Source organism: Streptomyces sp. Root1310, from assembly GCF_001426425.1.
GTDB lineage: Bacteria > Actinomycetota > Actinomycetes > Streptomycetales > Streptomycetaceae > Streptomyces.
Window position 1 is genome coordinate 1,189,603 of the sequence record NZ_LMEQ01000001.1, and the last position, 25,788, is coordinate 1,215,390.

Consider the following 25,788-nt stretch of genomic DNA (forward strand, 5'->3'; position numbering starts at 1 on the left):
AAGCCATGAAACTCACCGTGGTCGGCGGCGGCTCGACCTACACACCCGAACTCGTCGACGGCTTCGCCCGCCTGCGGGACACCCTTCCCGTGGAGGAACTGGTCCTCGTCGACCCGGCGGCCGACCGGCTGGAACTCGTCGGCGGCCTGGCCCGCCGGATCTTCGCCCGGCAGGACCACCCGGGGCGCATCGTGACGACGTCCGACCTGGACGCGGCCGTCGAGGGCGCCGACGCCGTGCTGCTCCAGCTCCGCGTCGGCGGCCAGGCGGCGCGCGAGCAGGACGAGACATGGCCGCTGGAGTGCGGCTGCGTCGGACAGGAGACGACGGGGGCGGGCGGCCTCGCGAAGGCGCTGCGGACCGTCCCGGTGGTCCTGGACATCGCCGAACGGGTCCGCCGGACCAACCCGCACGCCTGGATCATCGACTTCACCAACCCGGTCGGCATCGTCACCCGCGCCCTGCTCCGGGCCGGCCACAAGGCGGTCGGCCTGTGCAACGTGGCGATCGGCCTGCAGCGGAAGTTCGCCGCCCTGCTCGACGTCACCCCGGCCGACATCCACCTGGACCACGTCGGCCTCAACCACCTCACCTGGGAGACCGGGGTACGGCTGGGCGGTCCCGAGGGCGAGGACATGCTGCCGGGCCTGCTGGCCGCCCACGCCGACACCATCGCCGCCGATCTGCGCCTGCCCCGCGTCGTCCTGGACCGGCTGGGCACGGTCCCCTCCTACTACCTGCGCTACTACTACGCGCACGACGAGGTCGTCCGGGAACTGCGCACGAAGCCGTCCAGGGCGGCGGAAGTGGCCGAGATGGAACGCCGGTTGCTGTCGCTGTACGCGGACCCGGCCCTGGACGAGAAGCCGGAGCTGCTGGCCAAGCGCGGCGGCGCCTACTACTCCGAGGCCGCGGTGGATCTGGCGGCGGCACTGCTGACCGGCTCCGGCAGCCCGTACCAGGTGGTGAACACGCTCAACAACGGCACGCTGCCCTTCCTCCCCGACGACGCGGTGATCGAGGTCCAGGCGGCGGTGGGCCCCAAGGGTCCGTCCCCGCTCCCCGTACCGCCCCTCGACCCGCTCTACAGCGGCCTGATGGCGAACGTGACGGCGTACGAGGACCTGGCCCTGCGGGCGGCCCTGCACGGCGGCCGTGACCGGGTCTTCAAGGCCCTGCTGTCCCACCCCCTGGTCGCCCAGTACGAGTACGCCGAGCGGCTGACCGACCAGCTGATCGCACACAACCGGGAGCATCTCGCGTGGGCCTGACGGCAAGCGTGCTCGCCATCGACGCGGGCAACAGCAAGACGGACGTCGCGGTCGTGGCGGCCGACGGAAGGGTCCTCGCCACGGCCCGCGGCGACGGCTTCCGCCCGCCGGCCGTGGGCGTGACGGCGGCGGTGGACGCCCTGGCCGACACCGTCACGCGCGCGTACGCGGCGGCCGGCGTCGACTCGGCGGTCCATGTCTCGGCCTGTCTGGCCAACGCCGACCTGCCGGTGGAGGAGGAGCAGCTGGCGGCGGCCCTGCACGCGCGCGCGTGGGGCACCTCGGTGGACGTCCGCAACGACACGTTCGCCATCCTGCGGGCGGGCGTCGCCGAACCCCGGGGAGTGGCCGTCGTCTGCGGCGCCGGCATCAACTGCGTCGGCATGCGCCCCGACGGCCGCACCGCCCGCTTCCCGGCCCTCGGCCGCCTCTCCGGCGACTGGGGAGGCGGCTGGGGCCTGGCCGAGGAGGCGATATGGCACGCGGCGAGGGCTGAGGACGGCCGGGGAGGACCGACCGTCCTCGCCGACGCGCTCCCGTCCCACTTCGGTCAGCCGTCCATGTACGCCCTGATCGAGGCCCTCCACCTGGAGCGCATCCCCCCGTCCCGCCGCCACGAACTGACCCCGGTCCTCTTCGCGACGGCGCGGGACGGGGACCCGGTGGCGCGCACGATCGTCGAACGGCTGGCACGGGAGGTGGTGGCCATGGCGACGGTGGCCCTGACCCGGCTGGACCTTCTGGAGGAGGAGACACCGGTGCTTCTGGGGGGAGGCGTCCTCACCGCGGGCCACGGGCAACTGGACGACGGGGTACGGGAACTCCTGGCCGCGCGGGCGCCCAAGGCGGTGGCGAGCGTCGTGCGGGAGCGCCCGGTGCTGGGGGCCGCGCTGCTGGGCCTGGACCGGCTGGGGGCGGACGCCGACGTGCAGCGAAGGGTGCGGGGACACTTCCACGCGGGGTGAGTGACCCACGCGCCCCCGAACACAACACGGGCCCTCACGAAGGAACCGAACACCCACCCGACGCGTATTCATGGACAGGGGTGACTGCGATCTGATCAAGATCCAGTGAAGGCCGGTGCGCATGACCGGTCCCGCCAGCGATACTGGCGGCGGTAGATGACCATGGGGGAGGTCAAACGTGGCAAACCCGGCACCAGGCAGCACCGTAGAGCCACTTGCGCCGGCCTCGGCGCCGCCGCCGACGCGCCGTACGGCGTTCGCCGAGGGCGTCGACAAGGCGCGCGCGGCGGCGACCACGGAGCCGGGCCGGCTCCGCATCATCGGCGCCCTCCTCGCCCTGCTCGTCCTCGCCTTCGGCGCCGTGACGGCGTGGCAGACCACCGACCGCGCGGCCGCCGCCGACGACGTGCTGCACAAGAGCCAGCCGCTCAGCACGGCCGCGGCCGACATCTACCGTGCGCTGGCCGACGCCAACACGGCGGCCTCCAGCGGATTCCTGGCGGGGGGCCAGGAGACGGCGGAGTCCCGGTCGCGCTACGAGGAGGACATCGACGAGGCCGCCTCCAAGCTCGTCACGGCGGCCAACAACGCCGACCCCGATTCGCCCTCGACGGCGTTCATCACCAAGCTGAACAAACTGCTGCCCGAGTACAAGGGCCTGGTGGAGCGCGCGCGGACCTACAACCGGCAGGGTTTCCCGGTCGGCGGCGCCTATCTGCGGTACGCGAACCAGAAGATGCAGGGCGAGATGCTCCCGGCGGCCCAGGATCTCTACACGAAGGAGAACCAGCGCCTGCGGGACGACTACGGCGACGCCACCCCCTACCCGTGGGCGGCGATCGCGCTGGGCGTCCTCGCGCTGGCCGGTCTCGCCTGGGCGCAGCACCGCAACTACCGCCGTACGAACCGGGTCCTGAACCACGGCCTGGTCGCGGCGACGGCGACCACCACGGTCGTCCTGCTCTGGCTGGTCGTCGGCCACAGCGTGGCCCGCGCGGGGCTCGACGACTCCTACGACCACGGCGTCCGCTCGCTGAACGTCCTGCACGACGCCCGCATCGCCTCCCTGAAGGCGCGCGGCAACGAGAACCTGACGCTGGTGGCGCGCGGCGCCGAGACGGTGAAGGTGGCCGCCGACGGCGAGGAGGTGACGCTCGACAAGTACGACCACGAGTTCAGCACCGAGATCACCACCCTCGGCAAGGGCCTCACCCTCGCGGCGAAGCTCGCCGACGACCAGGCGGGCGAGAAGCCGGTCGCGTCGGCCGAGAGCAACATGGCGGAGTGGAAGAAGCGCCACACCGCGGCCCGCGCGCAGGACGACAACGGCAACTACGAGCAGGCGCTGGCCCTGGTGATCGGCGGCAAGGACGCGACCGGCGCGTGCTTCGACAACGTCGACCAGAACCTCGCGGACGCGCTGGCGCACGAGCAGACCGAGTTCCGGCAGGCGGCCGGGGACGGTCTGGGCGCGATGACGGGCCTGCCGATCGGCGCCGCCGTGCTCGCCGTGCTGGGCGCCGCGGGCGCGGTCGTCGGCATCGGCCGCAGACTGTCGGAGTACCGGTGAACAGGCGTGTGCCGGTGAACGGGCGCGGATCGGTGAACAGGCGCCTGCCGGTGGGCAGGAGCGTGTCGGTGGGCGGGGGCGAACCGGCGGAAGGAGGCGTACCGGTGGAAGGGGGCGTGACAATGCGTGTGCGACGAGTGCGGGCCGGCCTGAAGGGCTGGGGCGGAGTGGGCGCGATGGCGGCCCTGTGCGCCCTCGCGCTGTCCTTCGTCCTGCTGCTGCCGTGGACGACCCGGTCGCCCGGCGACGGAAGCACCGACCGGGCCGGCCAGGGGGTCGCCGCGGGCACCCAGGCGGCCGACGCCGACTGCACCGACCCGGAGAAGCGGACGCCGACACCGTCGAGCGCGGACGGCCCGACGATCGCCGCCATCAAGGCCCGGACGGGCGAGAAGCGCAAGCTGATCGTCGGCGTCGACCAGAACAGCTACCGCTGGGGCTACCGCGACCCCAACAACACGGGCGCGGAGCTGGAGGGCTTCGACATCGACCTGGTCCACCGGATCGCCCAGGACATCCTCGGCGACCCGAACGCGGTCCAGTTCAAGGCCATCCCGACCAACCAGCGCATCCCGGCCATCCAGGAGGGCCGGGTCGACATGGTCGTCCGCACCATGACGATCTCCTGCACCCGCCTGAACGATGTCGCGTTCTCCGCGCCCTACTTCAAGACGGGACAGCAGGTGCTCGCCCCGAAGTCCTCGACGATCAAGGGCTATGACGACACGCTGGCGAAGAACAAGGTCTGCACGGCGACCGGTTCGACGGCCAACACCAAGCTGGTCGACGACAAGAAGGCCGGCCGGATCGCCTCCGGCGTCGTGATCGCCACCCCCGTGCCCAACCAGCTCGACTGCCTGGTCCGGTTGCAGCTCGGCGAGGTCGACGCGGTGGTGACCGACGGGGCGCTCGCGGCCAGTCAGGCCGCCCAGGACCCCACGGTCGAACTGAAGGGCGCCCCCTTCACGACCGAGTACTACGGCGTGGCCATGAAGAAGAACGCGACGGATCTGGTACGCCGGGTCAACCAGATCCTGGTGGAGTACCGCGCGAGCGGCTGGCAGGCCTCGTACGACAAGTGGCTGTCGGCGACACTGGGCAGTGACGCGACGAAGTCGAAGCCGCCCGCCCCCCAGTACCTGAGCACGAGCTGACGACCGGCGGGCGCGACGGCAGGGCAGGCGGCGGACAGAGCCGAGAAGACCGACAGCAGCGAGAGGTGATCGATGGGCGTCACGGGACCCCCCGGGCCGGTGATGGACCGGGACGAGGTCGACCGTGCGCTGGCGCGGCTCGGCGCGGAGCACGAGGCGATCGAGACCTCGCTCCTCGCCCTCCAGGACCACGCGGGCCGCAGGCTCCTCGAAGGCGCCGAACTCACCGGTGTCACCAAGGAGCGCTGGGCGTCCGCGGAGGCGTCGATCACACTGCTGTGGACGTACTTCGACGCGTACACGGACGCGCTGCGCGGCGCCCGCGACATCCGCTCGCGCCGCCGCTGGTCCAGCCGTGAGGACCTGGCGGAGCTGACGGAACTGCTGCGCGGCGAGTCGGTCACGGTGGCGGGCTCGGCCGCCGGCACGGCCGCGGCCGCCGAAGCGCCCACGCTGCACGGCGCCGGCCGGCTCAGCCACAGCTTCTCCCTCGCCACCCTCGTCGACCGGATGAACGAGCTCTACGCGTCCTCGCTCGACATGGTCGTGACCGCCGACGCGGTGTGGTCGGCGCTGCCCGCCCGGATAGATTTACTGGCCGCGGAGCTCCAGCGCACCCGTCGGCTCGCCCACTCCGTCGGCGTCCGCCCGGGCGAGCATCCGGCGGGCGACGACCTCGAACGCATCACCCGGACCCTGACCTCCCTGCGCGAGCAGGTGGTGTCGGACCCGCTCGCCTTCTGGGTACGCGCGCAGGGCAGTTCGGCGCCGGGCGGCGGCCGCCCGGACACCACGGTGTACGACCGTGAGGCACGCGCCCTGGAGGACGTGCGCCGGGAGATCGACGCCGTGCTGACGGTCCGCCAGGACGCCGAGCAGCGGCTGGTGAAGCTGCGGGACATCCTCAGCCGGGCCGACCGGACGCTCGCCGAGGCGCGCACCGCGCGCGGCGAGGTGCTCGCGAAGATCGCCGCGACGGAGGTGCCGGTGGTCAGCGGGCCGCCGACCGTGCTCCAGGAGCAGCTCGCGACGGCCGCCGAGTACCGCAGGCAGGCCCAGTGGCACCGCCTGTCCCCACTCCTGGAGTCCCTGGAGCAGAAGGCGGAGGACGAACTGCTGCGCGCCCGCGAGTCGTTGACCGCTGTCACGCAGCCACTGGCGGTCCGCGCGGAACTGCGCGGCCGCCTCGACGCGTACAAGGCGAAGGTGGCCCGGCACGGGCTCGCCGAGGACCCGTTCCTCATCGAACGCTACGACGCGGCGCGCCGCATGCTGTGGAGCGCGCCCTGTGATCTGCGCGTGGCCGGACAGGCCGTCCTGCGCTACCAGCAGGCGGCCGCCGAACTGCTCACGGCACCGCGTGTGCCGGAGCAGGGCGGACCTCAGGACCGTAGGGGGGAGCAGTAGCCATGAGTCAGGCAGGGCAGGCGTGTCAGCGGCCGGGCTGCGAGGGGGCGTACGAGGATGTGGGCGGCGGCGAGCTGTACTGCGACACCTGCGGTCTGGCCCCGGTCGTCTCGTCCGGGGGGCCTTCCTCCGGGAACGGCCTGGTCGGCTCATCGCCGACCGGGGTGACCGGCGGCGGCAAGGGCTCGGCGGGCAGCGCCAGTTCACGTTCCAGCGGGCGCAGCGCCCGCAGCACCCGTACGTCGTCGCAGTCGTCGAAGTCGCGCCGCTCGGTGTCCGGGCGGCTGTCCCGGTCGCTGTCGGGCAGGTCGACGGGCCGCTCGGTGTCCGTGCGCAGCTCCGGCTCGACCGCCGGTTCCTCCGGGCGCGCCCGGCTCGGCGCCGGCCTGGTCGCGGTGCCGCAGGTGCCGAGGCCCGACCCGCGCGGGATGGTGCAGGAGAACCCCGAGGTGCCGGAGCGCAAGCGGTTCTGCTCGCGCTCCGACTGCGGTGCCCCGGTGGGCCGTTCGCGCGGCGAGCGGGAGGGACGCACGGAGGGTTTCTGCACCAAGTGCGGCCACCCGTACTCGTTCGTGCCGAAGCTGAAGGCCGGCGACGTCGTGCACGGCCAGTACGAGGTCGTGGGCTGTCTGGCGCACGGCGGGCTCGGCTGGGTCTACCTGGCGGTCGACCGCGCGGTCTCCGACCGGTGGGTGGTGCTCAAGGGCCTCCTGGACACCGGTGACCAGGACGCGATGGCCGCCGCCATCTCGGAGCGGCGCTTCCTCGCCGAGATCGAGCACGCCAACATCGTGCGGATCTACAACTTCGTCGAACACCTCGACCAGCGCACCGGCTCGCTCGACGGCTACATCGTCATGGAGTACGTCGGCGGCAAGTCCCTCAAGGAGATCGCCAACGACCGCCGCACCCCGCAGGGCAAGCGGGATCCGCTCCCCGTGGAGCAGGCGTGCGCGTACGGCATCGAGGCGCTCGAGGCGCTCGGCCATCTGCACAGCCGCAACCTGCTGTACTGCGACTTCAAGGTCGACAACGCGATCCAGACCGAGGACCAGCTCAAGCTGATCGACATGGGCGCGGTCCGGAGAATGGACGACGACGAGTCGGCCATCTACGGCACGGTCGGCTACCAGGGTCCGGAGGTCGCGGAGGTCGGGCCGTCGGTCGCGTCCGACCTGTACACGGTGGGCCGGACGCTCGCCGTCCTGACCTTCGACTTCCAGGGCTACACGACCGTCTTCGTCGACTCGCTGCCCGACCCCGACAACATCGAGGTCTTCCGCCAGTACGAGTCGTTCTACCGGCTGCTGGTCCGCGCCACCGACCCCGACCCGGCCCGCAGGTTCGCCTCCGCGCAGGAGATGGCGGAGCAGCTGACGGGCGTGCTCCGCGAGGTCGTCTCGCTCCAGAGCGGCCGGGCGCGGCCCGCGCTGTCCACCCTGTTCGGGCCGGAGGTCAAGGTCACGGACACGGAGCTGTTCCCGAAGCCGGCCGGCGAGGTGTCACGGCTGGGGGCGCGGGTCGCCGTCAAGTCGTCGCGCCGGTTCGGCGGTTCGGGCGCCTCCCCGGCCCTCACCCGCGGCCCGGCCAACCCGGCCGCGGCCCCCGGCGGCGCCGCACCCGTCCTGCCGGGCGCGGCTCCCGCCTTCGCCGGCGCGGCTTCCGCACTCTCCGGCGCCGCTTCCGCCTTCGCCGGCGGATCCGGGCCGCCGGGTGCCGGCGGTGTCCTGTCGCCCGGTGCCGGAGGCGCCGGCAGCACGGTCGCCCCGGGCGCTGTCGCCCCCGGCCTCGTGAAGACCGTCCCCGCGCCCGCCGCCGCGCTCGCGCTGCCCGTGCCGCACGTCGACGCCACCGACCCCAACGCGGGTTTCCTGGCCGGCCTGCTGGCGTCCGCGCCGGCCGAGCTGATCACTGCTCTCGCGGCCGCGCCGGCGCCTTCGGTGGAGACCCGGCTGCGGCAGATCCGCGCCTGGCTGGAGAACGGCGACCACCAGGCGGCCCTCATGTCCCTCCAGAAACTGGAGGGCGAACGGCCCGACGACTGGCGGGTGGTCTGGTACCGGGGCGTGACCTCGCTGGTCACCGGCGACCACGAGGGCGCCGCGCTCGCCTTCGACGCGATCTACGACGCCTTCCCGGGCGAGCCCACGCCCAAGCTGGCACTCGGCCTGTGCGCGGAGGTGCTGGGGCAGCTGGACAACGCCGCCGAGTACTACCGCCTGGTGTGGTCGACCGACCCGAGCTATGTGAGCTCCGCGTTCGGTCTGGCCCGCGTGCAGCTCGCGGCCGGTGACCGCCGGAGTGCCGTACGGACGCTGGAATCGGTGCCGGAATCCTCCATCCACTACACCGCGGCCCGGGTGGCGGCCGTGCGGGCCCGGCTCCGGGAGCGGACCGCCCTCGCCTCCGACGTACCCTTCCTGGAGGACCTCACCGCCGCCGCGGCCCAGGTCGAGGCGCTGGACGCGTACGGTCTGGATCCGACGCGGCGCGAGCAGTTGTCCGCGGAAGTCCTCGGCTGTGCCCTCGACTGGATACTCTCCGGTGGCCAGGGCGCGGGCTCGACCACCCCGGTACTGCTGGGGAGCGAACTGGACGAGCGGGGGCTGCGCTTCGGCCTGGAGCGCTCGTACCGCACGCTGGCCCGGCTGGCGACCGGCGGCGAGGAAAGGATCGACCTGGTGGAACGTGCCAATCGTTACCGCCCCCGGACGTGGGTGTAGTTGATGTCCCAGATGCCCCGGCAGGCCGCCCTGCCGACGTGTCCGAGCTGCGCGGAGCCGCTCGACGCGGGTGACCGTTTCTGCGGCGCGTGCGGATACGACCTGTCCGCCGTACCGCAGTGCCCGGACGACCACCCGACCCTCACGATGAACGGCTCGGCCCAGCCGGCTCCCGCGCAAGCTGCGGCAGGGCCGACGGGCCCGACGGTGAGCGGTACGGCCGTTCCCGGTACCGGCCCGATCGGCGCGAGGGTGAGCGGTGCCGGTTTCGGCGACGCCGGTTTCCACGGTGCCGCCGCCGCGGCACCGCCGCCGCAGTCGGCCCCGGGAGCACCGGCGCCGCCGCATGCCGGGGCATCGGTGCCGCCGGGTTCCGGTACGCCGGGACCACACGCGTCCGGTGCGCCGGTGCCGCACGGGCCCGGAGCCTCGCAGCCACACGCTCCCGGAGCGCCGGTGCCGTCGGCCCCGGGCGCCCCGCTCCCGTCGGGTCCCGCCGCCTCCCCCGCCTCCGGGGACTCCGGTGTCACCGGAGGTGCCGGTGTCTCCGGTGTCCGGTTCGACCGGCCCTCGGAGCCCGACGAGTACGCCCTGCAGGCGCCGGACCCCCGGGTCGCCGCCGAGGCCGCCGTGGTGGCCGAGACCGCCCAGGTGTGCGTGGCCTGCCGGGCGGGCCGGGTCGACGACGACGGGTACTGCGAGAACTGCGGGCACGCCCAGCCGCGCGAACGCGACCACATGGAACTGGAGTCGGGGCCCCTGGCCGCCGTCAGTGACCGCGGTCTGCGCCACCACCGCAACGAGGACGCCTTCGGCCTCGGCCGCACCGCCCTGCCCGACGGATCGCCCGCACTCGTGGCGATCGTCTGCGACGGCGTGTCCTCCGCGACCCGCCCCGACGACGCCTCCCTCGCCGCGTCGAAGACGGCGAGGGAGTCGCTGCTCGCCGCCCTGCCCCAGGGCACCCACCCGCAGCAGGCCATGCACGAGGCGATCGTCGCCGCCTCGTACGCGGTCAACGCGCTGGCCGACGAGCCGGCCACGGCCCGTGAGCACGCCCCGCACCAGAACGCCCCGGCCTGCACCCTCGTGGGGTCGATCGTCACACCCGGGCTGCTCGTCGTCGGCTGGGTCGGCGACAGCCGCGCCTACTGGGTCCCGGCGGACCGCAGTTCACCCCCGGCCCGGCTCACCGAGGACGACTCGTGGGCCGCGCAGATGGTCGCCGCGGGCCTGATGAGCGAGGCCGAGGCCTACGCCGACGAGCGCGCCCACGCGATCACCGGCTGGCTCGGCGCCGACGCCTACGAACTGGAGCCGCACACCGCTTCCTTCAAGCCGGACCGGCCCGGTGTGGTGGTGGTGTGCACGGACGGCCTGTGGAACTACGCGGAGGCGGCCGAGGAGATGGCCGAGGTCCTCCCGCCGGACGCCTCGACCCGGCCGCTGCACAGCGCACGCGTCCTGGTCGGCCACGCCTTGGACGGCGGGGGCCACGACAACGTAACAGTGGCCGTCGTGCCGTTCCCCGCCCCCGCGCAGGGGGCAGGATCGGCCTGAGGCCGCAAACAGGGGAACACCGGAAAACACGGGGAAACACGGGAAGCACGGGGAAGCACGCGTACGGACCGGTGGGGACCGGTCCGTATTCAGACATCGCCCCGCGAGCGTGGGGTTTGAGGGGGATTTGAGTAGGCATGGCCAATTTCTCGAAGTCGAACGTGCCGCAGTTCTCGGTGGACGTCTACCAGAACGAATACCTGCCCGAGGGCGGCCGCGAGGTCAACGCGATCGTCACGGTGACCGCCACCGGCGGCGGCACGGTGGGCAGCGCCGCAGCCGCGCCACACCTGTACTCGCCGAGCCAGGGCCCGTCCGCCGCCGTGGCGATCATGGTGGACTGTTCCGGCTCGATGGACTACCCGCCGACCAAGATGCGCAACGCCCGCGACGCCACCGCCGCTGCCGTCGACACCCTGCGCGACGGCGTGCACTTCTCGGTGATCGGCGGCACCCACGTCGCCAAGGAGGTCTATCCGGGCGGGGGCCGGCTCGCGGTAGCCGACGCGACCACCCGCGAGCAGGCCAAGCAGGCGCTGCGCCGGCTGAGCGCGGGCGGCGGCACCGCGATCGGCACCTGGCTGCGGCTGGCCGACCGGCTGCTGTCGACGGCGGACGTCGCCATCCGGCACGGCATCCTGCTCACCGACGGCCGCAACGAACACGAGACGCCGCAGGACCTCAAGGCCGCCCTCGACGACTGCGCCGGCCGTTTCACCTGTGACGCCCGCGGCGTGGGCACCGACTGGGAAGTGAAAGAAGTCACAGGGATCGCCTCCGCCCTGCTCGGCACCGCCGACATCGTCGCGGACCCGGCCGGCCTCGCCGCCGACTTCACGCAGATGATGGAGACGGCGATGGGCAAGGAGGTCGCGGACGTCGCGCTGCGCCTGTGGACCCCGGTCGGCACCGCCATCAAGTTCGTCAAGCAGGTCGCGCCGACGGTCGAGGAGCTGACCGAACGCCGCACCGAGGCGGGCCCGCGCGCGGGCGACTACCCCACCGGTTCCTGGGGCGACGAGTCCCGCGACTACCACGTGTGTGTGGAGGTCCCGGCCGCGAACGTCGGCCAGGAGATGCTCGCCGCCCGGGTCTCCCTGGTCATTCCGCAGCCGGACGGGACGGTTCAGAACCTCGGCGCCCAGGGGCTGGTGCGGGCCGTGTGGACCGACGACATGTCCGCCTCCACCTCGATCAACCCCCAGGTCGCGCACTACACGGGGCAGGCCGAACTGGCACAGGTCATCCAGCAGGGGCTGGACCTTCGCAAAGCGGGCGATATGGACGGAGCAACGGCCAAACTGGGCCGGGCCGTTCAGCTCGCGAGCGCCTCGGGGAACGGTGATACTGCGAAACTGCTTGCGAAGGTGGTGGACGTGGTCGATGCCACGACAGGTACTGTGCGACTGAAGGCGAAGGTCACGGACGCCGACGAGATGACGCTCGAGACCCGGTCCACAAAGACTGTTCGTGTAAAGAAGTGACCTGAACGCGCTTTTGGGACACCGAAGGAGAGAGGGGGACGCGCCGACATGCCGACCTGCCCGAACGGACACCAGTCGGGTTCCGACGACTGGTGCGAGGTCTGCGGTCACCGCATGGCCGGTGCCGTACCTCCGCCCCCTCCCCCGCCACCTCCGACCGCCGGCGGCTACGGCTTCCCGCCGCCCGGCCAGGGCCAGGGCGGTCAGCCCGGCGGACGGCACCTGTCCTCCGTACCGGACCACGAGCCGGAGCTCTGCCCGCAGTGCCGTACGCCCCGTGAGGGCGGTGCGCCGTTCTGCGAGGAGTGCCGGTGGAACTTCCTGACCAACACGGCCACCTCGTACACCCCGGCCGCCCCACGCCCACCGGCTCCGGGCCCCGGCGCGGGCCCGGGTGGTCCTGGCGGTCCGGGTGGTCCGGGTCAGGGTGGTCCCGGCGGCGGGCGTTTCCAGCCGCCGCCTCCCTCCTACGGGGGCGGTGACTCGTTCGACTACCAGAGCTCCCGCCCGTCCCAGATGAACCGTCCCGCCGAGCCGATCCCGCCGTTCGGCGGCGAGCCCTCGGGCCCGGGCGGTCAGGGCAGGCCCGGCGGCCAGGGTGGCCCGGGCAATCCTGCCGGTGGCCCGCCTCCGGGCGCCTTCGGACGGGACCCCTCCGGCCAGGGCGGCGACCCCTTCGGGCGCGAGCCCTCCGGCCCCGGCGGCCGTCCTCCCGGCCCGCCCGGCGGTCCCTTCGGGCGCGAGCCGTCGGGTCCGCCCTCGGACCCCTACCGGCGTGAGCAGAGCGGACAGGCCTCCGACCCGTTCGGGCGCGAGCCCGGCGGTCCCGGCGGCGACCCCTTCGGGCGCGAGCCCGGCGGCCGTCCTCCGGGTCCGCCCGGCCCCGGTGGCCCGTCCGCCTTCGGCGCCGACCCCTCGCGGCCGGTTCCGCCGCCGCCCGGCCCCACGCCCACGGCCGGTCCCGGCATACCGGGCCAGGGTGGCTTCGGTGGCGGCCACGACCCCAGGAACCAGAACGACCCCAGGAACCAGGGCGGTCCCGGGGCTCCGCAGGCCTTCCAGCCGTCCGGCCCGACGGCCCCGTCCGGCTTCCCGCAGGAGACCGGTCGTCCGCAGCAGCCCGGCGGCCGGCCCTTCGGCGGCGCCGACGACGACTGGGTGATCTCCCCGCCGTCGCACACCGGCCCCGGTCAGGGCGCGCCCGGCGGCCCCGGTCAGGCTCAGGGCGGCGGCTACGGCTACCCGCAGCCCGGCGCCAACCAGGCACCGCCCCAGCCCGGCCCCGCCTACCAGCAGCAGCCGGCGACCTGGTCGGTCACCATCGGCCCGGACCGCGCGTACTTCATGGCGATGATGCACCGCTCGGGGCCCGAGGCCGCGGGGCTCAACCTGCCCGCATACTCGCCCGAGCAGCAGCGCACGCTCACCGGCAACCAGTTCACCATCGGCCGCCGCCGCCACTCCACCGGGGAGACCCCCGACCTGGACCTGTCGGTACCGCCGGAGGACCCGGGGGTCTCGCATCAGCACGCGGTGCTGGTCCAGCAGCCGGACGGCAGCTGGGCCGTCGTCGACCAGAACTCGACGAACGGCACCACGGTCAACGGCTCGGAGGAACCGATCCAGCCGTTCGTCCCGGTGCCGCTCCAGGACGGCGACCAGGTGCACGTCGGCGCCTGGACGACGCTCACGATCCGCCGCGGCTAGGCCTCGACGAGGCCCGGACCCGACGAACCCGGCAGGGGCCACGCGTACGGCCCCTCCGGTTCGTCGAGCCACGCCCACGCGTGCTCGGCGCCGACCGTGATGCCGTACCGCTCCCGCCCAGGCATGCCCTCGCGCTCCCACAGGGCGGACGCCTCCTGAGGGTCGAGGGTGCCCCGGGTCAGGGCCAGCAGGAAGCGGAACGTGTCGCTCTCCCTGGCCCGGTGCGGCACTCCGGCGAGGGCCACCTGCTCCGGCTCGGGCCGCTCCGACCCGCGCAACGGCACGAAGTAGGCCGGGGTCTGCAGGAAGTGGCCCTCGGCGTGCCCGGCGTCCCGCACCGTCAGCGCGATCAGGCCGGTGGCCAGCGGCGCCAGGATCAGGGCTCCGGGGGTGCACTGGCCGAGCCAGGCGCGCGGGACCGACGCCAGCGTGCAGGTCGCGATGATCCGGTCGAAGGGGGCGCGTTCGGGCACTCCGCGCGCCCCGTCCCCGGTGACGACGGCCGGCCGGTACCCGGCATCGTCGAGGTGCCGTCGGGCGGACTCGGTGATCTCCGGATCCAGGTCGACGGTGGTGACGTTCCCGTCGCCGAGCCGGTATGACAGCAGCGCCGCGTTGTAGCCGGTACCCGCGCCGATCTCCAGGACCCGGTCGCCGTCCTCGACCCGCAGCTCGGCCAGCATCAGCGCCATCAGCGAGGGCTGGCTGCTGGAGGAGAGCAGCACGCCGTCGCGCAGCCTGGTGGCCAGTGGGACGTCCTCGTACACGCCCCGCACCCAGCGCTCCCGGGTACGCCGGTCGGGGCTCCCGCCCCAGCGCCGTTCGTAGCCGCCCACACCGCCGACGTAGTAGTACGGCACGAAGAGGTGGCGCGGGACCGCCGCGAAGGCCTCCGCCCAGCGCGGATCGGCACCGAAGGCCCCGCTCGCCTCGATCTCGCGCAGCAACCTCGACCGCGCCGATACGGCGAGGTCTGCCAGCTCCTTGTCGAGTGCGTCCGCGCTCATGACTCCACTGTGCGGCGTGCGGCCCCGGGAAGCGAGCTGCTGGGAGGGACCGGAGGGGGCGGTCCTAAGCCTCAAGTCCTCCGTCTCCCGGTCTGAGACCATGGGAGGCGTGAAAGAGATTCGGCGCGGCACGCTTCAGGAGCAGACCTTCTACGAGCAGGTCGGTGGGGAGGAGACCTTCCGCCGGCTGGTCCACCGTTTCTACGAGGGAGTCGCCGAGGACCCGATCCTGCGGCCCATGTACCCGGAGGAGGACCTGGGTCCGGCCGAGGAGCGGTTCGCGCTGTTCCTCATGCAGTACTGGGGCGGTCCGACGACCTACAGCGAGCACCGCGGCCACCCGCGTCTGCGTATGCGGCACGCCCCCTTCGTCGTGGACCGGGCCGCGCACGACGCCTGGCTGAAGCACATGCGGGTCGCGGTCGACGAGCTCGGTCTGTCCGAGGAGCACGAGCACACCCTGTGGAACTACCTGACGTACGCGGCGGCGTCGATGGTGAACACCCCGGAGTAGACCGCGACGGCGCCGCGCAGACGGCCTGACGGGGGACTCACCGGGGGCATACCGCGACGGCACGACGGGGGACGAGCGGACGGCATGACAGGGGACGAACCTGCGGCCTGACGGGGGACGAACCGGGGGCATGACGCGGGACGAACCGGCGGCCTGACAGGGGACGAGCCGGGGGCATGACGCGGGACCTGGCGCCGCGGACGGCGCGGGTCAGCGGACGCTGACGTCGAGCATCCCAAGCCGCCCAGCCCGCCGTACGGCGATCGACCCGTACGGGGTGCGCAGCCGCAGCCACGCGCCGAAGGAGACCAGTTTCAGCTCCTCCGAACCCGTGGAGGGCCGCAGGAATCCGAGCGACTGGGCCGCGTGCACGGCGCGCACGGGAAGTCCGGTGTCCCCGACCGTACGGGACCAGATCTCCCGCCCGATCCGGTCGAGTTCGGCCCGCGTCCGCAGCTCGGCCGTCAACTCCTCGGTACGGGAACGGAATTCGGCGACGGCCGCACCGACCATGGCACGCAGCGCGTCCGCGCCGGGCAGCCCCGCCTCGGGCCGCCAGCCACCGCGCGGCGGCAGCACACCGGCCCACGGAGGCCCGGTGACGGCCGCGGGAACGGCGGCCGTCGCGGCGCTCTCGTCGACGGATTCCAGCAGCTCCCCCGCCGACACGGTCACGTCAAGCGTGCTGTCGAGGCCGTTCTCGTACGGCTTGGCCAGCCGGACCGCGCGGATCGCGAGCACCTCGAAGGAGGGCGGCCGGCCGAAGACGGCCAGCGCGGTGCCGGCCGCCTGGAGCCGCACGGCTGCTCCACGGTCGTAGTGGAGCAGCCGGGAGAGGAAGGCCGCGACATCCGCCGCCTCCCCCTCGTCGGCGAGGTGGAGCACCGTCATGCGGCGACGGCCTCCTCGTCGTCGTCCCGGTACTCGGCGAGGAAGTCACGCTCCTCGGCGGTGAGCCGGCGCGGCCGCTGCGCCTCGAAGTCGAACGGCACGATCACCGTGGACGCGGTGACATAGATCTGGTCGCCGTCCTTCACCTCGTAGGCGATGGTGAAGGACGCGGCCCTGATCTGGGTGATCCACAGTTCGATGTCGACCGGGGAGTGCCGGTGCACGAGCTGCCGCTTGTAGTCGATCTCGTGGCGGGCCACCACGGACCCCTGCTTGAAGTTCTTCTCGGGGCGGAACAGGAAGTCGATACGGGCCTCCTCCAGATAGCGGAGGAAGGTCACGTTGTTGACGTGGCCGTACGCGTCCATGTCCGCCCAGCGCAGCGGGCAGCGGTAGATGTGCCGCAAGATCGATCAGCCCCGGGTCAGCTTCTTGTAGGTGGCGCGGTGCGGACGAGCGGCGTCCGCGCCCAGCCGCTCGATCTTGTTCTTCTCGTACGACTCGAAGTTGCCCTCGAACCAGAACCACTTGGACTCACCCTCGTAGGCGAGGATGTGCGTCGCGACCCGGTCGAGGAACCACCGGTCGTGGGAGACGACCACGGCCGCACCCGGGAACTCCAGCAGCGCGTTCTCGAGGGAGGACAGGGTCTCCACGTCGAGGTCGTTCGTCGGCTCGTCGAGGAGGAGCAGGTTGCCGCCCTGCTTGAGGGTGAGCGCCAGGTTGAGGCGGTTGCGCTCACCACCGGAGAGCACACCGGCCGGCTTCTGCTGGTCGGGGCCCTTGAAGCCGAACGCGGAGACGTACGCGCGGGACGGCATCTCCACCTGCCCGACGTTGATGTAGTCGAGCTCGTCGGAGACCACGGCCCACAGCGACTTCTTCGGGTCGATGTTCTCGCGGCTCTGGTCGACGTACGAGATCTTGACGGTGTCGCCGACCTTGATGGAACCGGAGTCCGGCTCCTCGAGTCCCTGGATCATCTTGAAGAGGGTCGTCTTGCCGGCGCCGTTCGGGCCGATGATCCCGACGATGCCATTACGCGGCAGCGTGAAGCTGAGGTCGTCGATGAGCACCTTCTCGCCGAAGGCCTTGGAGAGGTTGTTGACCTCGACGACGATGGAGCCCAGGCGCGGGCCCGGCGGGATCTGGATCTCCTCGAAGTCCAGCTTCCGCATCTTGTCGGCCTCGGCCGCCATCTCCTCGTACCGGGCGAGACGCGCCTTGGACTTGGCCTGACGCCCCTTGGCGTTGGACCGCACCCACTCGAGCTCCTCCTTCAGACGCTTCGCACGCTTGGCGTCCTTCTGCCCCTCGACCTTGAGGCGGCTCGCCTTGGTGTCGAGGTAGGTGGAGTAGTTGCCCTCGTAGGGGTGGGCGCGACCGCGGTCGAGCTCCAGGATCCACTCGGCGACGTTGTCGAGGAAGTACCGGTCGTGGGTGACGGCGACGACGGTGCCGGGGTACTTCGCGAGGTGCTGCTCCAGCCACTGCACGGACTCGGCGTCCAGGTGGTTGGTGGGCTCGTCGAGCAGCAGCAGGTCGGGGGCCTCCAGCAGCAGCTTGCAGAGCGCGACACGGCGGCGCTCACCACCGGAGAGGTTGGTGACGGGCCAGTCGCCGGGCGGGCAGCCCAGGGCGTCCATGGCCTGCTCCAGCTGGGTGTCCAGGTCCCACGCGTTGGCGTGGTCCAGGTCCTCCTGGAGCTTGCCCATCTCGTCCAGCAGCGCGTCGGAGTAGTCGGTCGCCATCAGCTCGGCGACCTCGTTGAAGCGCTTGAGCTTGCCCATGACCTCGGCCGCGCCGTCCTGCACGTTCTCCAGAACGGTCTTGGCCTCGTCGAGCGGCGGCTCTTGGAGCAGCATCCCGACGCTGTACCCGGGCGACAGGAACGCGTCACCGTTGGAGGGCTGCTCGAGCCCGGCCATGATCTTCAGAACGGTGGACTTACCGGCACCGTTGGGCCCGACCACACCGATCTTCGCGCCGGGCAGGAAGCTCAGGGTTACGTCGTCAAGGATGACCTTGTCGCCGTGTGCCTTGCGCGTCTTGCGCATGGTGTAGATGTACTCAGCCAAGAGAAACCGTCCGGCAGCTTGAGATCTGGCAGTGGGCAGGTGGGCAGATACACCCCATCTTGCCTGAGGTCCAGCCCTGGGTGTTAACCCATTCGGCCCGAGACCTGTGAGCTGGGCTTTCCCTACGGACGACGGCGACCGATCCGTCACTTTCGGTCACCGTCGAACGGCCGGCCGAGCAGGCGGCGGGGAACAGCATGCCCGCGTGACCGCGGACGAAGCCCCCGCCCCCCGCCCGCCGCCGCTCAGTGACGGGTTTCGTTCTCCTTGCGGCCCACGAGCAGCAGGGCCGCTCCGCCGATGACCACCAGGCCGATGGCGGTGCCCGCGATGAGGGGGGTGGCGCTGGTGCCGCCCGTCGCGGCGAGGTTGGTGTCGTCGGTGGTGGAGGTACCGCCGACGGTGGCCGGGCTCGGTTCGCTGAGGGTCTGGGTGGTCAGGCCGGCGGTCTCGTCGGCCTGGGTCACGCAGTCCAGGACACCGGTGAAGCGGCTCTCGACGCCTTGCGGGCCGTTGATCGTGAAGGCGTAGGCCTGGTCCTCCTGGAGCGGGATCGTCACCGTCCGGGACGCACCGGCCGGGATGGTGTACGCGGTCTCCATCAGCTCGAAGGTGAAGACCTGGTCGCCCTGGTTGACGGCCGTGATGTCCACTCCGGTCTTCGCGCAGTTCTTCGCCGCGGACAGTGCCGGAATGGCGCCCTGCTTCGCCCAGGTCGCGCTCGCCGTCGCCGACACCGTCGATTCGCTGGAGCCGGCCAGGATCTGGGTCTGGCTGCGGCTCTCGGAGGTGAAGGCGCGGCCGACGGGGACGGTGGTCGAGGCCTGGACGGTCAGCTCGGCCGAGCCGTCGGCCGAATCGGCCGGCACGTCGAAGAACAGCTGGCTGCCGTCCGTCACCGACGTGACCACCTTGCCGTCCTTGCCGACGATCCGTACGCCGCTGGTGGCGGCGTCCAGCGGCGGCGTCACCGTCACGCCGCCCGCGTTGGTGTGCACGGTCACCGGGCCGAGAAGTTCGCCGGGGTGACCGGAGACGGCGGGCGCCTCGAGGGTGAGCGAGGCCTCGGGCTCCGCCACGGTGCGGGCGGCCTTCTGGAGGTAGTCCGCGAGCCGCTCGGCCTGCGCGTCGACGGCGTCGACGTCCGCGCCGTCCGAGTAGCGCCAGATGGCCACCTGGGTGCCGGTGGCGGCGTCCTGTTCGGTGAGACCGCCGTCGATGCCGGCCTTGTCCGCGAGCGAGGCCAGGTCGTTCACCTGCGGGTAGGAGTGCTGAAGGATCCAACGGATGCGGCCCGCGTCCTTGTTGGCGCCCAGCGAGGTGCCGCTCCAGGGCGTCTCCTGGTACTTGGCGTCCTTCTGCGTGGGGTTGTAGAGGTCTACGCAGTAGGTCTGCAAGGTGCCGCCGCCCTCGACGGACATCTCGAACAGCCCGGCCGAGACCTCCTGGTCGCCGCCGTCGGCGTGGATCACCGCGGCGCCGTAGGTCTTGAGGCCGCCTATCGTCGCGGTGGCCCCGCCCTGACTCTGCGTCACCTCGGCGGCGGCGGCCGCGCCCGCGCCCGCGATCGCCCCGACGGCGAAGAGGCCGGATGCCATCGCCGCCGCCGCGAGACGGACCGCCGCCCGCCCGCGTGCGAGCGGCGCGGAGAACGAACAAATCACACAATTCCCCTTCGAGCAGGACCCGTTGATGTGGGGGGTACGGGTCCCACCAGCAGAATCAGAAGCCCCGTGAGCCACGTCCGGCATCCTAGAGACGTCGCACAGCGCGCTTACCGGTCATCTCATCGGATCGCCGATCCGACTCGGAATCGTTATCCCCAAGATCGCCCAGGAGTCCGGCTTATCGACAAATCCACTTGGTTGCTCGAACCGCATCCATCGATAAGCCGCAGTTCGGTCGGCGTCGGCGCGGCATGGGCACTGACGGTCCGTCACCACCCCGTCACATGGGACCGCAGGACATCGCATCCCCACTCCCTCCCGCACGCACCGCACCGGCACCGGCACCGGCACCGGCACCACGAACGGCACCGCACCGCACCGACCGTCCTGCTCCTCAGCTCACGGGCTCACGTCACCGCCACTGCCTCGCGCCGCCGGCTCCGCGGGGTGTCGGGCTCCGGCTCGGCGCCGTCGGCGGCCGGTGGTGTCGCCCACTCGGGCTCGGGCCGCGCCGGTTCGCCGACGGCCATCGGCTCGGGTCGGCCCGACCGCCGGAAGGCGGAGGTGCCCCGCGAGATGTCGTGGCCGATCGCCACGGCGTCGATGTCCGCCGACGTCCGGCTCTGCTGTCCCTCGCGCGACTCCGTACGCAACCTCAGCCTGCCCTGCACCACCACCGGGTCGCCGAGGTTCAGCGAGGCCGCCGCGTTGCCCGCCAGTTGCCGATTGGCCCACACCGTGAAGAAGTTGGTGTGCCCGTCGGTCCAGGTGCCCTTCTCGCGGTCCCAGTAGCGCGAGGTCACCGCCAGCCGGAACCTCACCGACGCCCCCGCCGCCAGGTCCCGGTAGACCGGCTGCGTCGCCACGTTGCCGACCGCACAGACCATCGTCTCGTTCATCGTGAACCCCTCCTCGCCGGACGGTCGCCCCGCCCGGATACACGTACGGGCCCGTCCCGCACGGCTGCGTCCGCCGTGACGGCCGCGGTCCTTTCACCGCGTACCGTCACCGCCCTCGTGGCGATCGCGTCCGTCGCGATCACCGCGAAGCCAGACTGCCTCCGTCGGACCGGGCCCGCCGGGCGCTGTGGACCACCCACCGCTTGTGGAAAACTCCACCACCCGGACGAGTGATCCACACGCCGCACCCGTGGATCACCCCACTCGGAAACGGCACATCACCGAGCGGCGGCCCCCACCCCCGTGACCCGCCCGTACTGCTCCCGGACCTCCCGGTACCTCAGCAGTTCCGCGGCGACGGGATCCAGAACCCGGGCCCGGCCGCAGCCGGCCGCCGCCTCCCGCAACCGGCGCTCCGCGTCCTGCCCGTACCGCCGGGCGGGCCCCCGTGCCGCCAGCCGGCAGCTCCACTCGACGAGCGGGCCGCCGATGATGCCCATCACCATCAGCAGCACCGGAACCCCCAGATTCGGCGCCATCACCCCGACGATCTGCCCGAGCAGCCACAGCCCGCCGACCACCTGGAGCAGGGTCATACACGCCTGCGCCAGCACGGCCACCGGCCACCAGCCCGGCCGCGGCGGCCGCCCCGGCGGCAGTCCGGCCCGTGTCGCCAGCTGGTCCAGCGCCTCGGGCAGCCCCTGGGCACCGCGTACGGCGGCCTCCCGCACGGCCTGCGCCCACGGCATGGGCAGCCCCGCCGAGGCCCGCTCGGACACCGTGCGCACCGCCTGCTCGACGCGTTGCCGCGCCGTGGCCTCCTCGTCGGCCGGGGCACGGACCGGCAGCCGTCCGGTGGGAGGGTCGCGCCGGTCCTGGTGCCACCGCCACAGCCGCAGCCACGGCGTCCCGCATGCCCGGCCCGCGTTGCGCAGCCAGGCGCGTTCGGCGGCCTCGCCCGCGGCGGTGGCGCCCACCGCGTCCGCCAGGCGGTCCGCGAACTCGTCCCGCGCCTCCTCGCTGAGCCCGGTGCGCCGCCCGGTGGCGTAGACGGGCCGCAGCCGCCACGCGGCGGCGTCCACATCGGCGGCGATCCGGCGTGCCGCGGCGCCGCGCTCCGTGACGAACTGGCCGAGCACTTCGCGCAGTTCCCCGATGCCGTCGCCGGTGAGCGCCGACAGGGCGAGCACGGTGGCGCCCGGTTCGCCGTACTCGCCGAGGGCGACGCCGTCCTCGTCGAGCAGGCGTCGCAGGTCGTCCAGGACCAGCTCGGCGGCCTCCCCGGGCAGCCGGTCGACCTGGTTGAGGACGATGAACATGATCTCCGCGTGGCCCGCCATGGGCCGCAGGTAGCGCTCGTGGAGGATGGCGTCGGCGTACTTCTCCGGGTCGACGACCCAGATGACGGCGTCGACGAGCGCCAGAACGCGGTCGACCTGCTCGCGGTGCTGGACGGCCGCCGAGTCGTGGTCGGGCAGGTCGATCAGGACGAGTCCGCGCAGCTGCGCCTCGGCGTCCTGGCTCTGCACCGGCCGCCTGCGCAGCCGCCCCGGGATGCCGAGCCGGTCGACGAGGGTCGACGCGCCGTCGCTCCAAGTGCACGCGATGGGTGCGGAGGTGGTCGGGCGGCGCACCCCCGTCTCCGAGATGTTCACTCCGGCGAGGGCGTTGAACAGCTGCGACTTGCCGCTCCCGGTGGCGCCCGCGATGGCGACGACGGTGTGCTGGCCGGAGAGCCTGCGCCGGGCCGCCGCCTCGTCGAGCACCCGGCCGGCCTCGGCCAGTGTCCGGCTGTCGAGCCGGGTGCGGGAGAGCCCCACGAGTTCACGCAGCGCGTCGAGCCGGGACCGCAGCGGCGCGTCGTACGTGAGCGGCGTCGACGGCAGCGCGCTCCCGCCGCCACCGCCGACCCGGGTCTCCATGACGGCGGCCTGCTCGGCGGCGGAGGCCTCGCTCACGCGGCGGGCGATGAGTCCGTCGTCCCAGGCCTCGGCGGAGTCCGCACCCTCCTCGCCGCCGTCCGCTTCCGCCCCCGGGCCCGCACCCGGGGGCGTACCGGCTTCCGAGCGGCGTTCCCTGCGGGTGGGCGCGTGCGGGCCGGTGCCGGGGGCCGCGCGAGGGGCGGTGACCCCGTCGGCGTCGGGCACGCGCGCGTGGACGGCAGCCTCCTGCGCACGGGGTTCCTTCGCGGAGTCCCTCACGGGCACCTTCGCGGCCGTTTCCGCGGGTTGCTCCGCCGTATCACCGCCCTCCGCGCCCGCACGGTCCCGCGCCTGCGCCTGTGCCTGCTCGGCGGCTTCCGGGGAGCCCCCCGTCCCCGGGCCGCCGCTCTTGCCGCGTGTGCTGTCCCCGCTGTCCCTGCTGTCCCTGCCGTCCCTGCCGTTCTTGCGGTCGTCGTCGGTCCGATCACTGTCGGTCCGATCGTTGTCGGTCTGGTCGTTGTCCGTGGGATCGTCGTCCATGTGGTCGTTGTCCGTGTGGTCCTGGTCAGTGACGGCGGTCACCGGTCACCTCTCCTTCTGAAGTACGGACAGCGCGGCGATGAGTTCGGCCTGGGGTTCGGGGTGGACTTCGAGTGCGTCGAGGGGTGCGAGGCGCCGTTCGCGTTCGGCGTGCAGCACGCGGTCGAGGTGTTCGGTGAGCAGCCGTCCGGCGCGGTCGCGCAGCCGCAGCGCCCCGTGGGCGCCGATCCGCTCGGCGAGCCCCTCTCCGGCCGAACGCGCCCTGCGACCGCCCAGCAGGGCGGTGGCGACGAGGGCGGCGACCGACTCCGGATCGGGCGCGACACCGCGTTCGAGGCCGCGGACCTCGTCCTCGGCGTACTCCTCGAGCTCGCGCCGCCAGCGCCGTACCGCCAGGCCGATCCGGTGCTCGGTGCTCTCCGCCGACTCGTCCCGGTCCGTCAGCTCCGGTGCCTGCGAGGCCGGTTCGCGCCGCCAGGCATCGTCGATGCGCTCGTCGGCGGCGGTGACGGCGCACAGCAGGAGGGCACCGAGGCTCTCCACCAGTGCGTCGAGGAGTTCACCGGCGGTGCAGTCCAGCGGGAAGGCCCGCCAGCGTTTGAGCGCGTCACCGGCGAGCACGGCACCGCTCTGCAGACGGCCCCGCACGCGCGTGTATTCGGTGTCGTACGCCGCGTCGACGGCCGAGGTGAGGCGCAGCGCGGCGGCGTACTGCGAGGCGGCGGCGCCCGCCAGTTCGGGCATCCGGGCCTTGAGGGAGTCGAGGACGCCCCGGGCCGTGCGGGCCAGCACGTGGCGGCGGGAGCCGGGGTCCTGGACGTGGTGGACGAGCCAGTTCCGCAGCGGCGCCACGGCGGTGGCGGGGAGGAGCCCACCGCCCCAGGCGGACTCGGGCAGTTCGGGCACCGTGAAGCGCGGTACGTCGCCCAGCCCGGCCTTGGTGAGCAGTGCGCCGTACTGCCGGGACACCTCGGAGACGACCTGGTGGGGTACGCGGTCGAGAACCGTCACGAGCATGGCGTCGTACTCCTTGGCGGTGCGGAGCAGATGCCAGGGCACGGCGTCGGCGTATCGGGCGGCGGTCGTGACCATCACCCAGACGTCGGCGGCGCAGATCAGTTCGGCGGCGAGCACGCGGTTGTCGGCCACGAGGGAGTCGATGTCGGGTGCGTCCAGGAGGGCGAGGCCCGGCGGGAGGGTGTCCGCGGTCTCGATCCGCAGCACGTGTCTGCCGTCCTCGCCGGGCAGCAACAGGTCTTCCGCGGACTCCTGATGGGGCGCCCACACGCGCGTGAGCCGTGGGAGCACCCGCATGCCGCTGAACCAGTGATGGTCCTCCGGATGGCAGACGAGCACCGGAGTCCGTGTCGTCGGCCGCAACACGCCCGCTTCACTGACGCGCCGGCCCACCAGGGAGTTGACGAGGGTCGACTTGCCTGCGCCGGTGGAGCCGCCCACGACGACCAGCATCGGTGCGTCGGGCTGCTTGAGCCGGGGCACCAGGTAGTCGTCGAGCTGGGCGAGCAGTTCGTCGCGGTTGGCACGCGCGCGTGGGGCCCCCGCCAAGGGAAGCGGGAAGCGTGCGGCGGCGACACGGTCGCGCAGGGCGGAAAGTGCGTCGAGCAGCTGAGGCCGTACGTCCAAGGTCACCACATGCGAAGAATGCCCAATTTTAGGGGATTTATGAAGCATATAGGCATGTCTGCGCGCCGATAGGACACAAGGGACGGAAGGTACGACTGGGACAGAGGCACAGCGCAGGCATAACGAGTGCACAACACCCGTGGCCCGGGACGCGAAAAGCGATGCACGATTCGCACCTGCCTGCGATTATCAGGACCGCTTCACCGAACCTCCACATTGAGCCACGGAGGCGAAGCAACCGGGACAAGGAACCGGGAGCCCTATCCTTGTCCCCGGCAACGTCACGGATCAGCCCACACCCGGGCAGCACGTACGAGGCCACCACACCCGGCCCCCGTAGCTCAGTGGATAGAGCAGGCGCCTTCTAAGCGCTTGGCCGCAGGTTCGAGTCCTGCCGGGGGCGCAAGTCTCCGCCCTCCCTTCGGGAGGGCATTTTTGCTGTTCAGAGCACGTTTCACGCGACATGGCGAAACCCCGGGAGCCTCCCTCGACGATCGGGGGGAGGTTGCCGGGGCGTGCGGTTGTCAGCGGGTTTTCGCGGGTGGCCCTGTCGAATACGTGTCGAAATCCTCGACGGGAAGCCTCAGCCCGCGGCGGCCGGCCCGGGGGGATCCCCCGCGGCCTCCAGGCGCTTTTTCAAGTCAGGCAGCTGCCCCGCGACGCACCGCGCGTAAGTGGTCGGCGGCACCGACACGCTTTTCCCGTTCATCGAGCCCTCCGGTGCCCGTCCCCTGTTTGCGGCCTCGGGGGCACCGTGCGGCTCAGTGGCTCACACCAGCGGTGTC

Annotated in this window: 18 protein-coding genes and 1 tRNA gene; 11 read left to right on the top strand and 8 right to left on the bottom strand. The window is 72.5% G+C overall.

Annotated features, from left to right (window positions below):
* Positions 1-5 precede the first annotated feature (5 nt).
* From ASD48_RS05225 to ASD48_RS05265, 9 genes are all read left to right on the top strand, one after another.
* Positions 6-1,271, top strand: coding sequence for a 6-phospho-beta-glucosidase (locus ASD48_RS05225; RefSeq protein ID WP_057600145.1), 1,266 nt, complete (start codon positions 6-8; stop codon positions 1,269-1,271).
* Positions 1,262-2,236 carry a BadF/BadG/BcrA/BcrD ATPase family protein gene (locus tag ASD48_RS05230; RefSeq protein ID WP_057600147.1) on the top strand — a complete coding sequence of 325 codons (975 nt, stop codon included), beginning with the start codon at positions 1,262-1,264 and terminating at the stop codon, positions 2,234-2,236. The genes ASD48_RS05225 and ASD48_RS05230 overlap by 10 nt, the downstream gene beginning before the upstream one ends.
* A 178-nt stretch (positions 2,237-2,414) precedes the next feature.
* Positions 2,415-3,806 carry a hypothetical protein gene (locus ASD48_RS05235; protein WP_057600149.1) on the top strand — a complete coding sequence of 464 codons (1,392 nt, stop codon included), beginning with the start codon at positions 2,415-2,417 and terminating at the stop codon, positions 3,804-3,806.
* 122 nt (positions 3,807-3,928) lie between these two features.
* A complete protein-coding gene (locus ASD48_RS05240) occupies positions 3,929-4,960 on the top strand; it encodes a glutamate ABC transporter substrate-binding protein (RefSeq protein WP_057600151.1) in 1,032 nt (343 codons plus the stop codon).
* Between the two features lie 72 nt (positions 4,961-5,032).
* Positions 5,033-6,367, top strand: a complete 1,335-nt coding sequence (locus ASD48_RS05245) for a hypothetical protein (protein WP_057600153.1) — start codon at positions 5,033-5,035, stop codon at positions 6,365-6,367.
* Positions 6,368-6,369: 2 nt separating this feature from the next.
* Positions 6,370-9,090, top strand: a complete 2,721-nt coding sequence (locus tag ASD48_RS05250) for a serine/threonine-protein kinase (RefSeq protein ID WP_057600155.1) — start codon at positions 6,370-6,372, stop codon at positions 9,088-9,090.
* A 3-nt stretch (positions 9,091-9,093) separates the two neighbouring features.
* Complete coding sequence (locus ASD48_RS05255) at positions 9,094-10,650, top strand: protein phosphatase 2C domain-containing protein (protein ID WP_057601014.1); 1,557 nt, start codon at positions 9,094-9,096, stop codon at positions 10,648-10,650.
* A 137-nt stretch (positions 10,651-10,787) separates the two neighbouring features.
* Positions 10,788-12,134 carry a VWA domain-containing protein gene (locus tag ASD48_RS05260; protein ID WP_057600157.1) on the top strand — a complete coding sequence of 449 codons (1,347 nt, stop codon included), beginning with the start codon at positions 10,788-10,790 and terminating at the stop codon, positions 12,132-12,134.
* Between the two features lie 48 nt (positions 12,135-12,182).
* Positions 12,183-13,841 (top strand): FHA domain-containing protein, encoded by a 1,659-nt coding sequence (locus ASD48_RS05265; RefSeq protein WP_057600158.1) that lies wholly within the window; start codon positions 12,183-12,185, stop codon positions 13,839-13,841.
* On the opposite strand, the gene ASD48_RS05270 is transcribed toward ASD48_RS05265, so the two are convergent.
* Positions 13,838-14,848, bottom strand: coding sequence for a methyltransferase domain-containing protein (locus tag ASD48_RS05270; RefSeq protein ID WP_057600160.1), 1,011 nt, complete (start codon positions 14,846-14,848; stop codon positions 13,838-13,840). The genes ASD48_RS05265 and ASD48_RS05270 overlap by 4 nt on opposite strands.
* A 100-nt stretch (positions 14,849-14,948) precedes the next feature.
* Here ASD48_RS05270 and ASD48_RS05275 point away from each other — a divergent pair, with 100 nt between their 5' ends.
* Positions 14,949-15,362 carry a globin gene (locus ASD48_RS05275; protein WP_057600162.1) on the top strand — a complete coding sequence of 138 codons (414 nt, stop codon included), beginning with the start codon at positions 14,949-14,951 and terminating at the stop codon, positions 15,360-15,362.
* Between the two features lie 210 nt (positions 15,363-15,572).
* On the opposite strand, the gene ASD48_RS05280 is transcribed toward ASD48_RS05275, so the two are convergent.
* From ASD48_RS05280 to ASD48_RS05310, 7 genes are all read right to left on the bottom strand, one after another.
* Entirely contained in the window at positions 15,573-16,253 is a 681-nt protein-coding gene (locus ASD48_RS05280) for a hypothetical protein (protein ID WP_057600164.1), read from the bottom strand.
* Positions 16,250-16,660, bottom strand: a complete 411-nt coding sequence (locus ASD48_RS05285) for a thioesterase family protein (RefSeq protein WP_057600166.1) — start codon at positions 16,658-16,660, stop codon at positions 16,250-16,252. Before ASD48_RS05285 ends, ASD48_RS05280 begins: the two co-directional genes overlap by 4 nt.
* Before the next feature lie 6 nt (positions 16,661-16,666).
* A complete protein-coding gene (gene ettA, locus ASD48_RS05290) occupies positions 16,667-18,331 on the bottom strand; it encodes an energy-dependent translational throttle protein EttA (RefSeq protein WP_079073615.1) in 1,665 nt (554 codons plus the stop codon).
* Positions 18,332-18,576: 245 nt separating this feature from the next.
* Positions 18,577-19,995 (bottom strand): TQXA domain-containing protein, encoded by a 1,419-nt coding sequence (locus tag ASD48_RS05295; RefSeq protein ID WP_057600168.1) that lies wholly within the window; start codon positions 19,993-19,995, stop codon positions 18,577-18,579.
* A 410-nt stretch (positions 19,996-20,405) separates the two neighbouring features.
* Positions 20,406-20,897, bottom strand: coding sequence for a single-stranded DNA-binding protein (locus ASD48_RS05300; RefSeq protein WP_057600169.1), 492 nt, complete (start codon positions 20,895-20,897; stop codon positions 20,406-20,408).
* A 278-nt stretch (positions 20,898-21,175) separates the two neighbouring features.
* The gene (locus ASD48_RS05305) at positions 21,176-23,401 is read right to left on the bottom strand and encodes a YfjP family GTPase (protein WP_057600171.1); all 2,226 of its coding nucleotides are present in this window, start codon (positions 23,399-23,401) and stop codon (positions 21,176-21,178) included.
* 3 nt (positions 23,402-23,404) lie between these two features.
* On the bottom strand, positions 23,405-25,012 hold the full coding sequence (locus ASD48_RS05310) for a dynamin family protein (protein WP_057600173.1): 1,608 nt from the start codon (positions 25,010-25,012) through the stop codon (positions 23,405-23,407).
* Between the two features lie 321 nt (positions 25,013-25,333).
* Here ASD48_RS05310 and ASD48_RS05315 point away from each other — a divergent pair.
* Positions 25,334-25,406: transfer RNA gene (locus tag ASD48_RS05315), tRNA-Arg, on the top strand.
* Positions 25,407-25,788 lie beyond the last annotated feature (382 nt).

Excerpts from the sequence above, each read along its gene's own strand:
- ASD48_RS05225 (WP_057600145.1), top strand. The coding sequence starts at position 6 with ATGAAACTCACCGTGGTCGGCGGCGGCTCGACCTACACACCCGAACTC.
- ASD48_RS05255 (WP_057601014.1), top strand. The coding sequence starts at position 9,094 with ATGTCCCAGATGCCCCGGCAGGCCGCCCTGCCGACGTGTCCGAGCTGC.
- ASD48_RS05280 (WP_057600164.1), bottom strand. The coding sequence starts at position 16,253 with ATGACGGTGCTCCACCTCGCCGACGAGGGGGAGGCGGCGGATGTCGCG.
- ASD48_RS05270 (WP_057600160.1), bottom strand. The coding sequence starts at position 14,848 with ATGAGCGCGGACGCACTCGACAAGGAGCTGGCAGACCTCGCCGTATCG.
- ASD48_RS05245 (WP_057600153.1), top strand. The coding sequence starts at position 5,033 with ATGGGCGTCACGGGACCCCCCGGGCCGGTGATGGACCGGGACGAGGTC.
- ASD48_RS05250 (WP_057600155.1), top strand. The coding sequence starts at position 6,370 with ATGAGTCAGGCAGGGCAGGCGTGTCAGCGGCCGGGCTGCGAGGGGGCG.
- ASD48_RS05265 (WP_057600158.1), top strand. The coding sequence starts at position 12,183 with ATGCCGACCTGCCCGAACGGACACCAGTCGGGTTCCGACGACTGGTGC.
- ASD48_RS05260 (WP_057600157.1), top strand. The coding sequence starts at position 10,788 with ATGGCCAATTTCTCGAAGTCGAACGTGCCGCAGTTCTCGGTGGACGTC.
- ASD48_RS05275 (WP_057600162.1), top strand. The coding sequence starts at position 14,949 with ATGGGAGGCGTGAAAGAGATTCGGCGCGGCACGCTTCAGGAGCAGACC.
- ASD48_RS05240 (WP_057600151.1), top strand. The coding sequence starts at position 3,929 with ATGCGTGTGCGACGAGTGCGGGCCGGCCTGAAGGGCTGGGGCGGAGTG.
- ASD48_RS05300 (WP_057600169.1), bottom strand. The coding sequence starts at position 20,897 with ATGAACGAGACGATGGTCTGTGCGGTCGGCAACGTGGCGACGCAGCCG.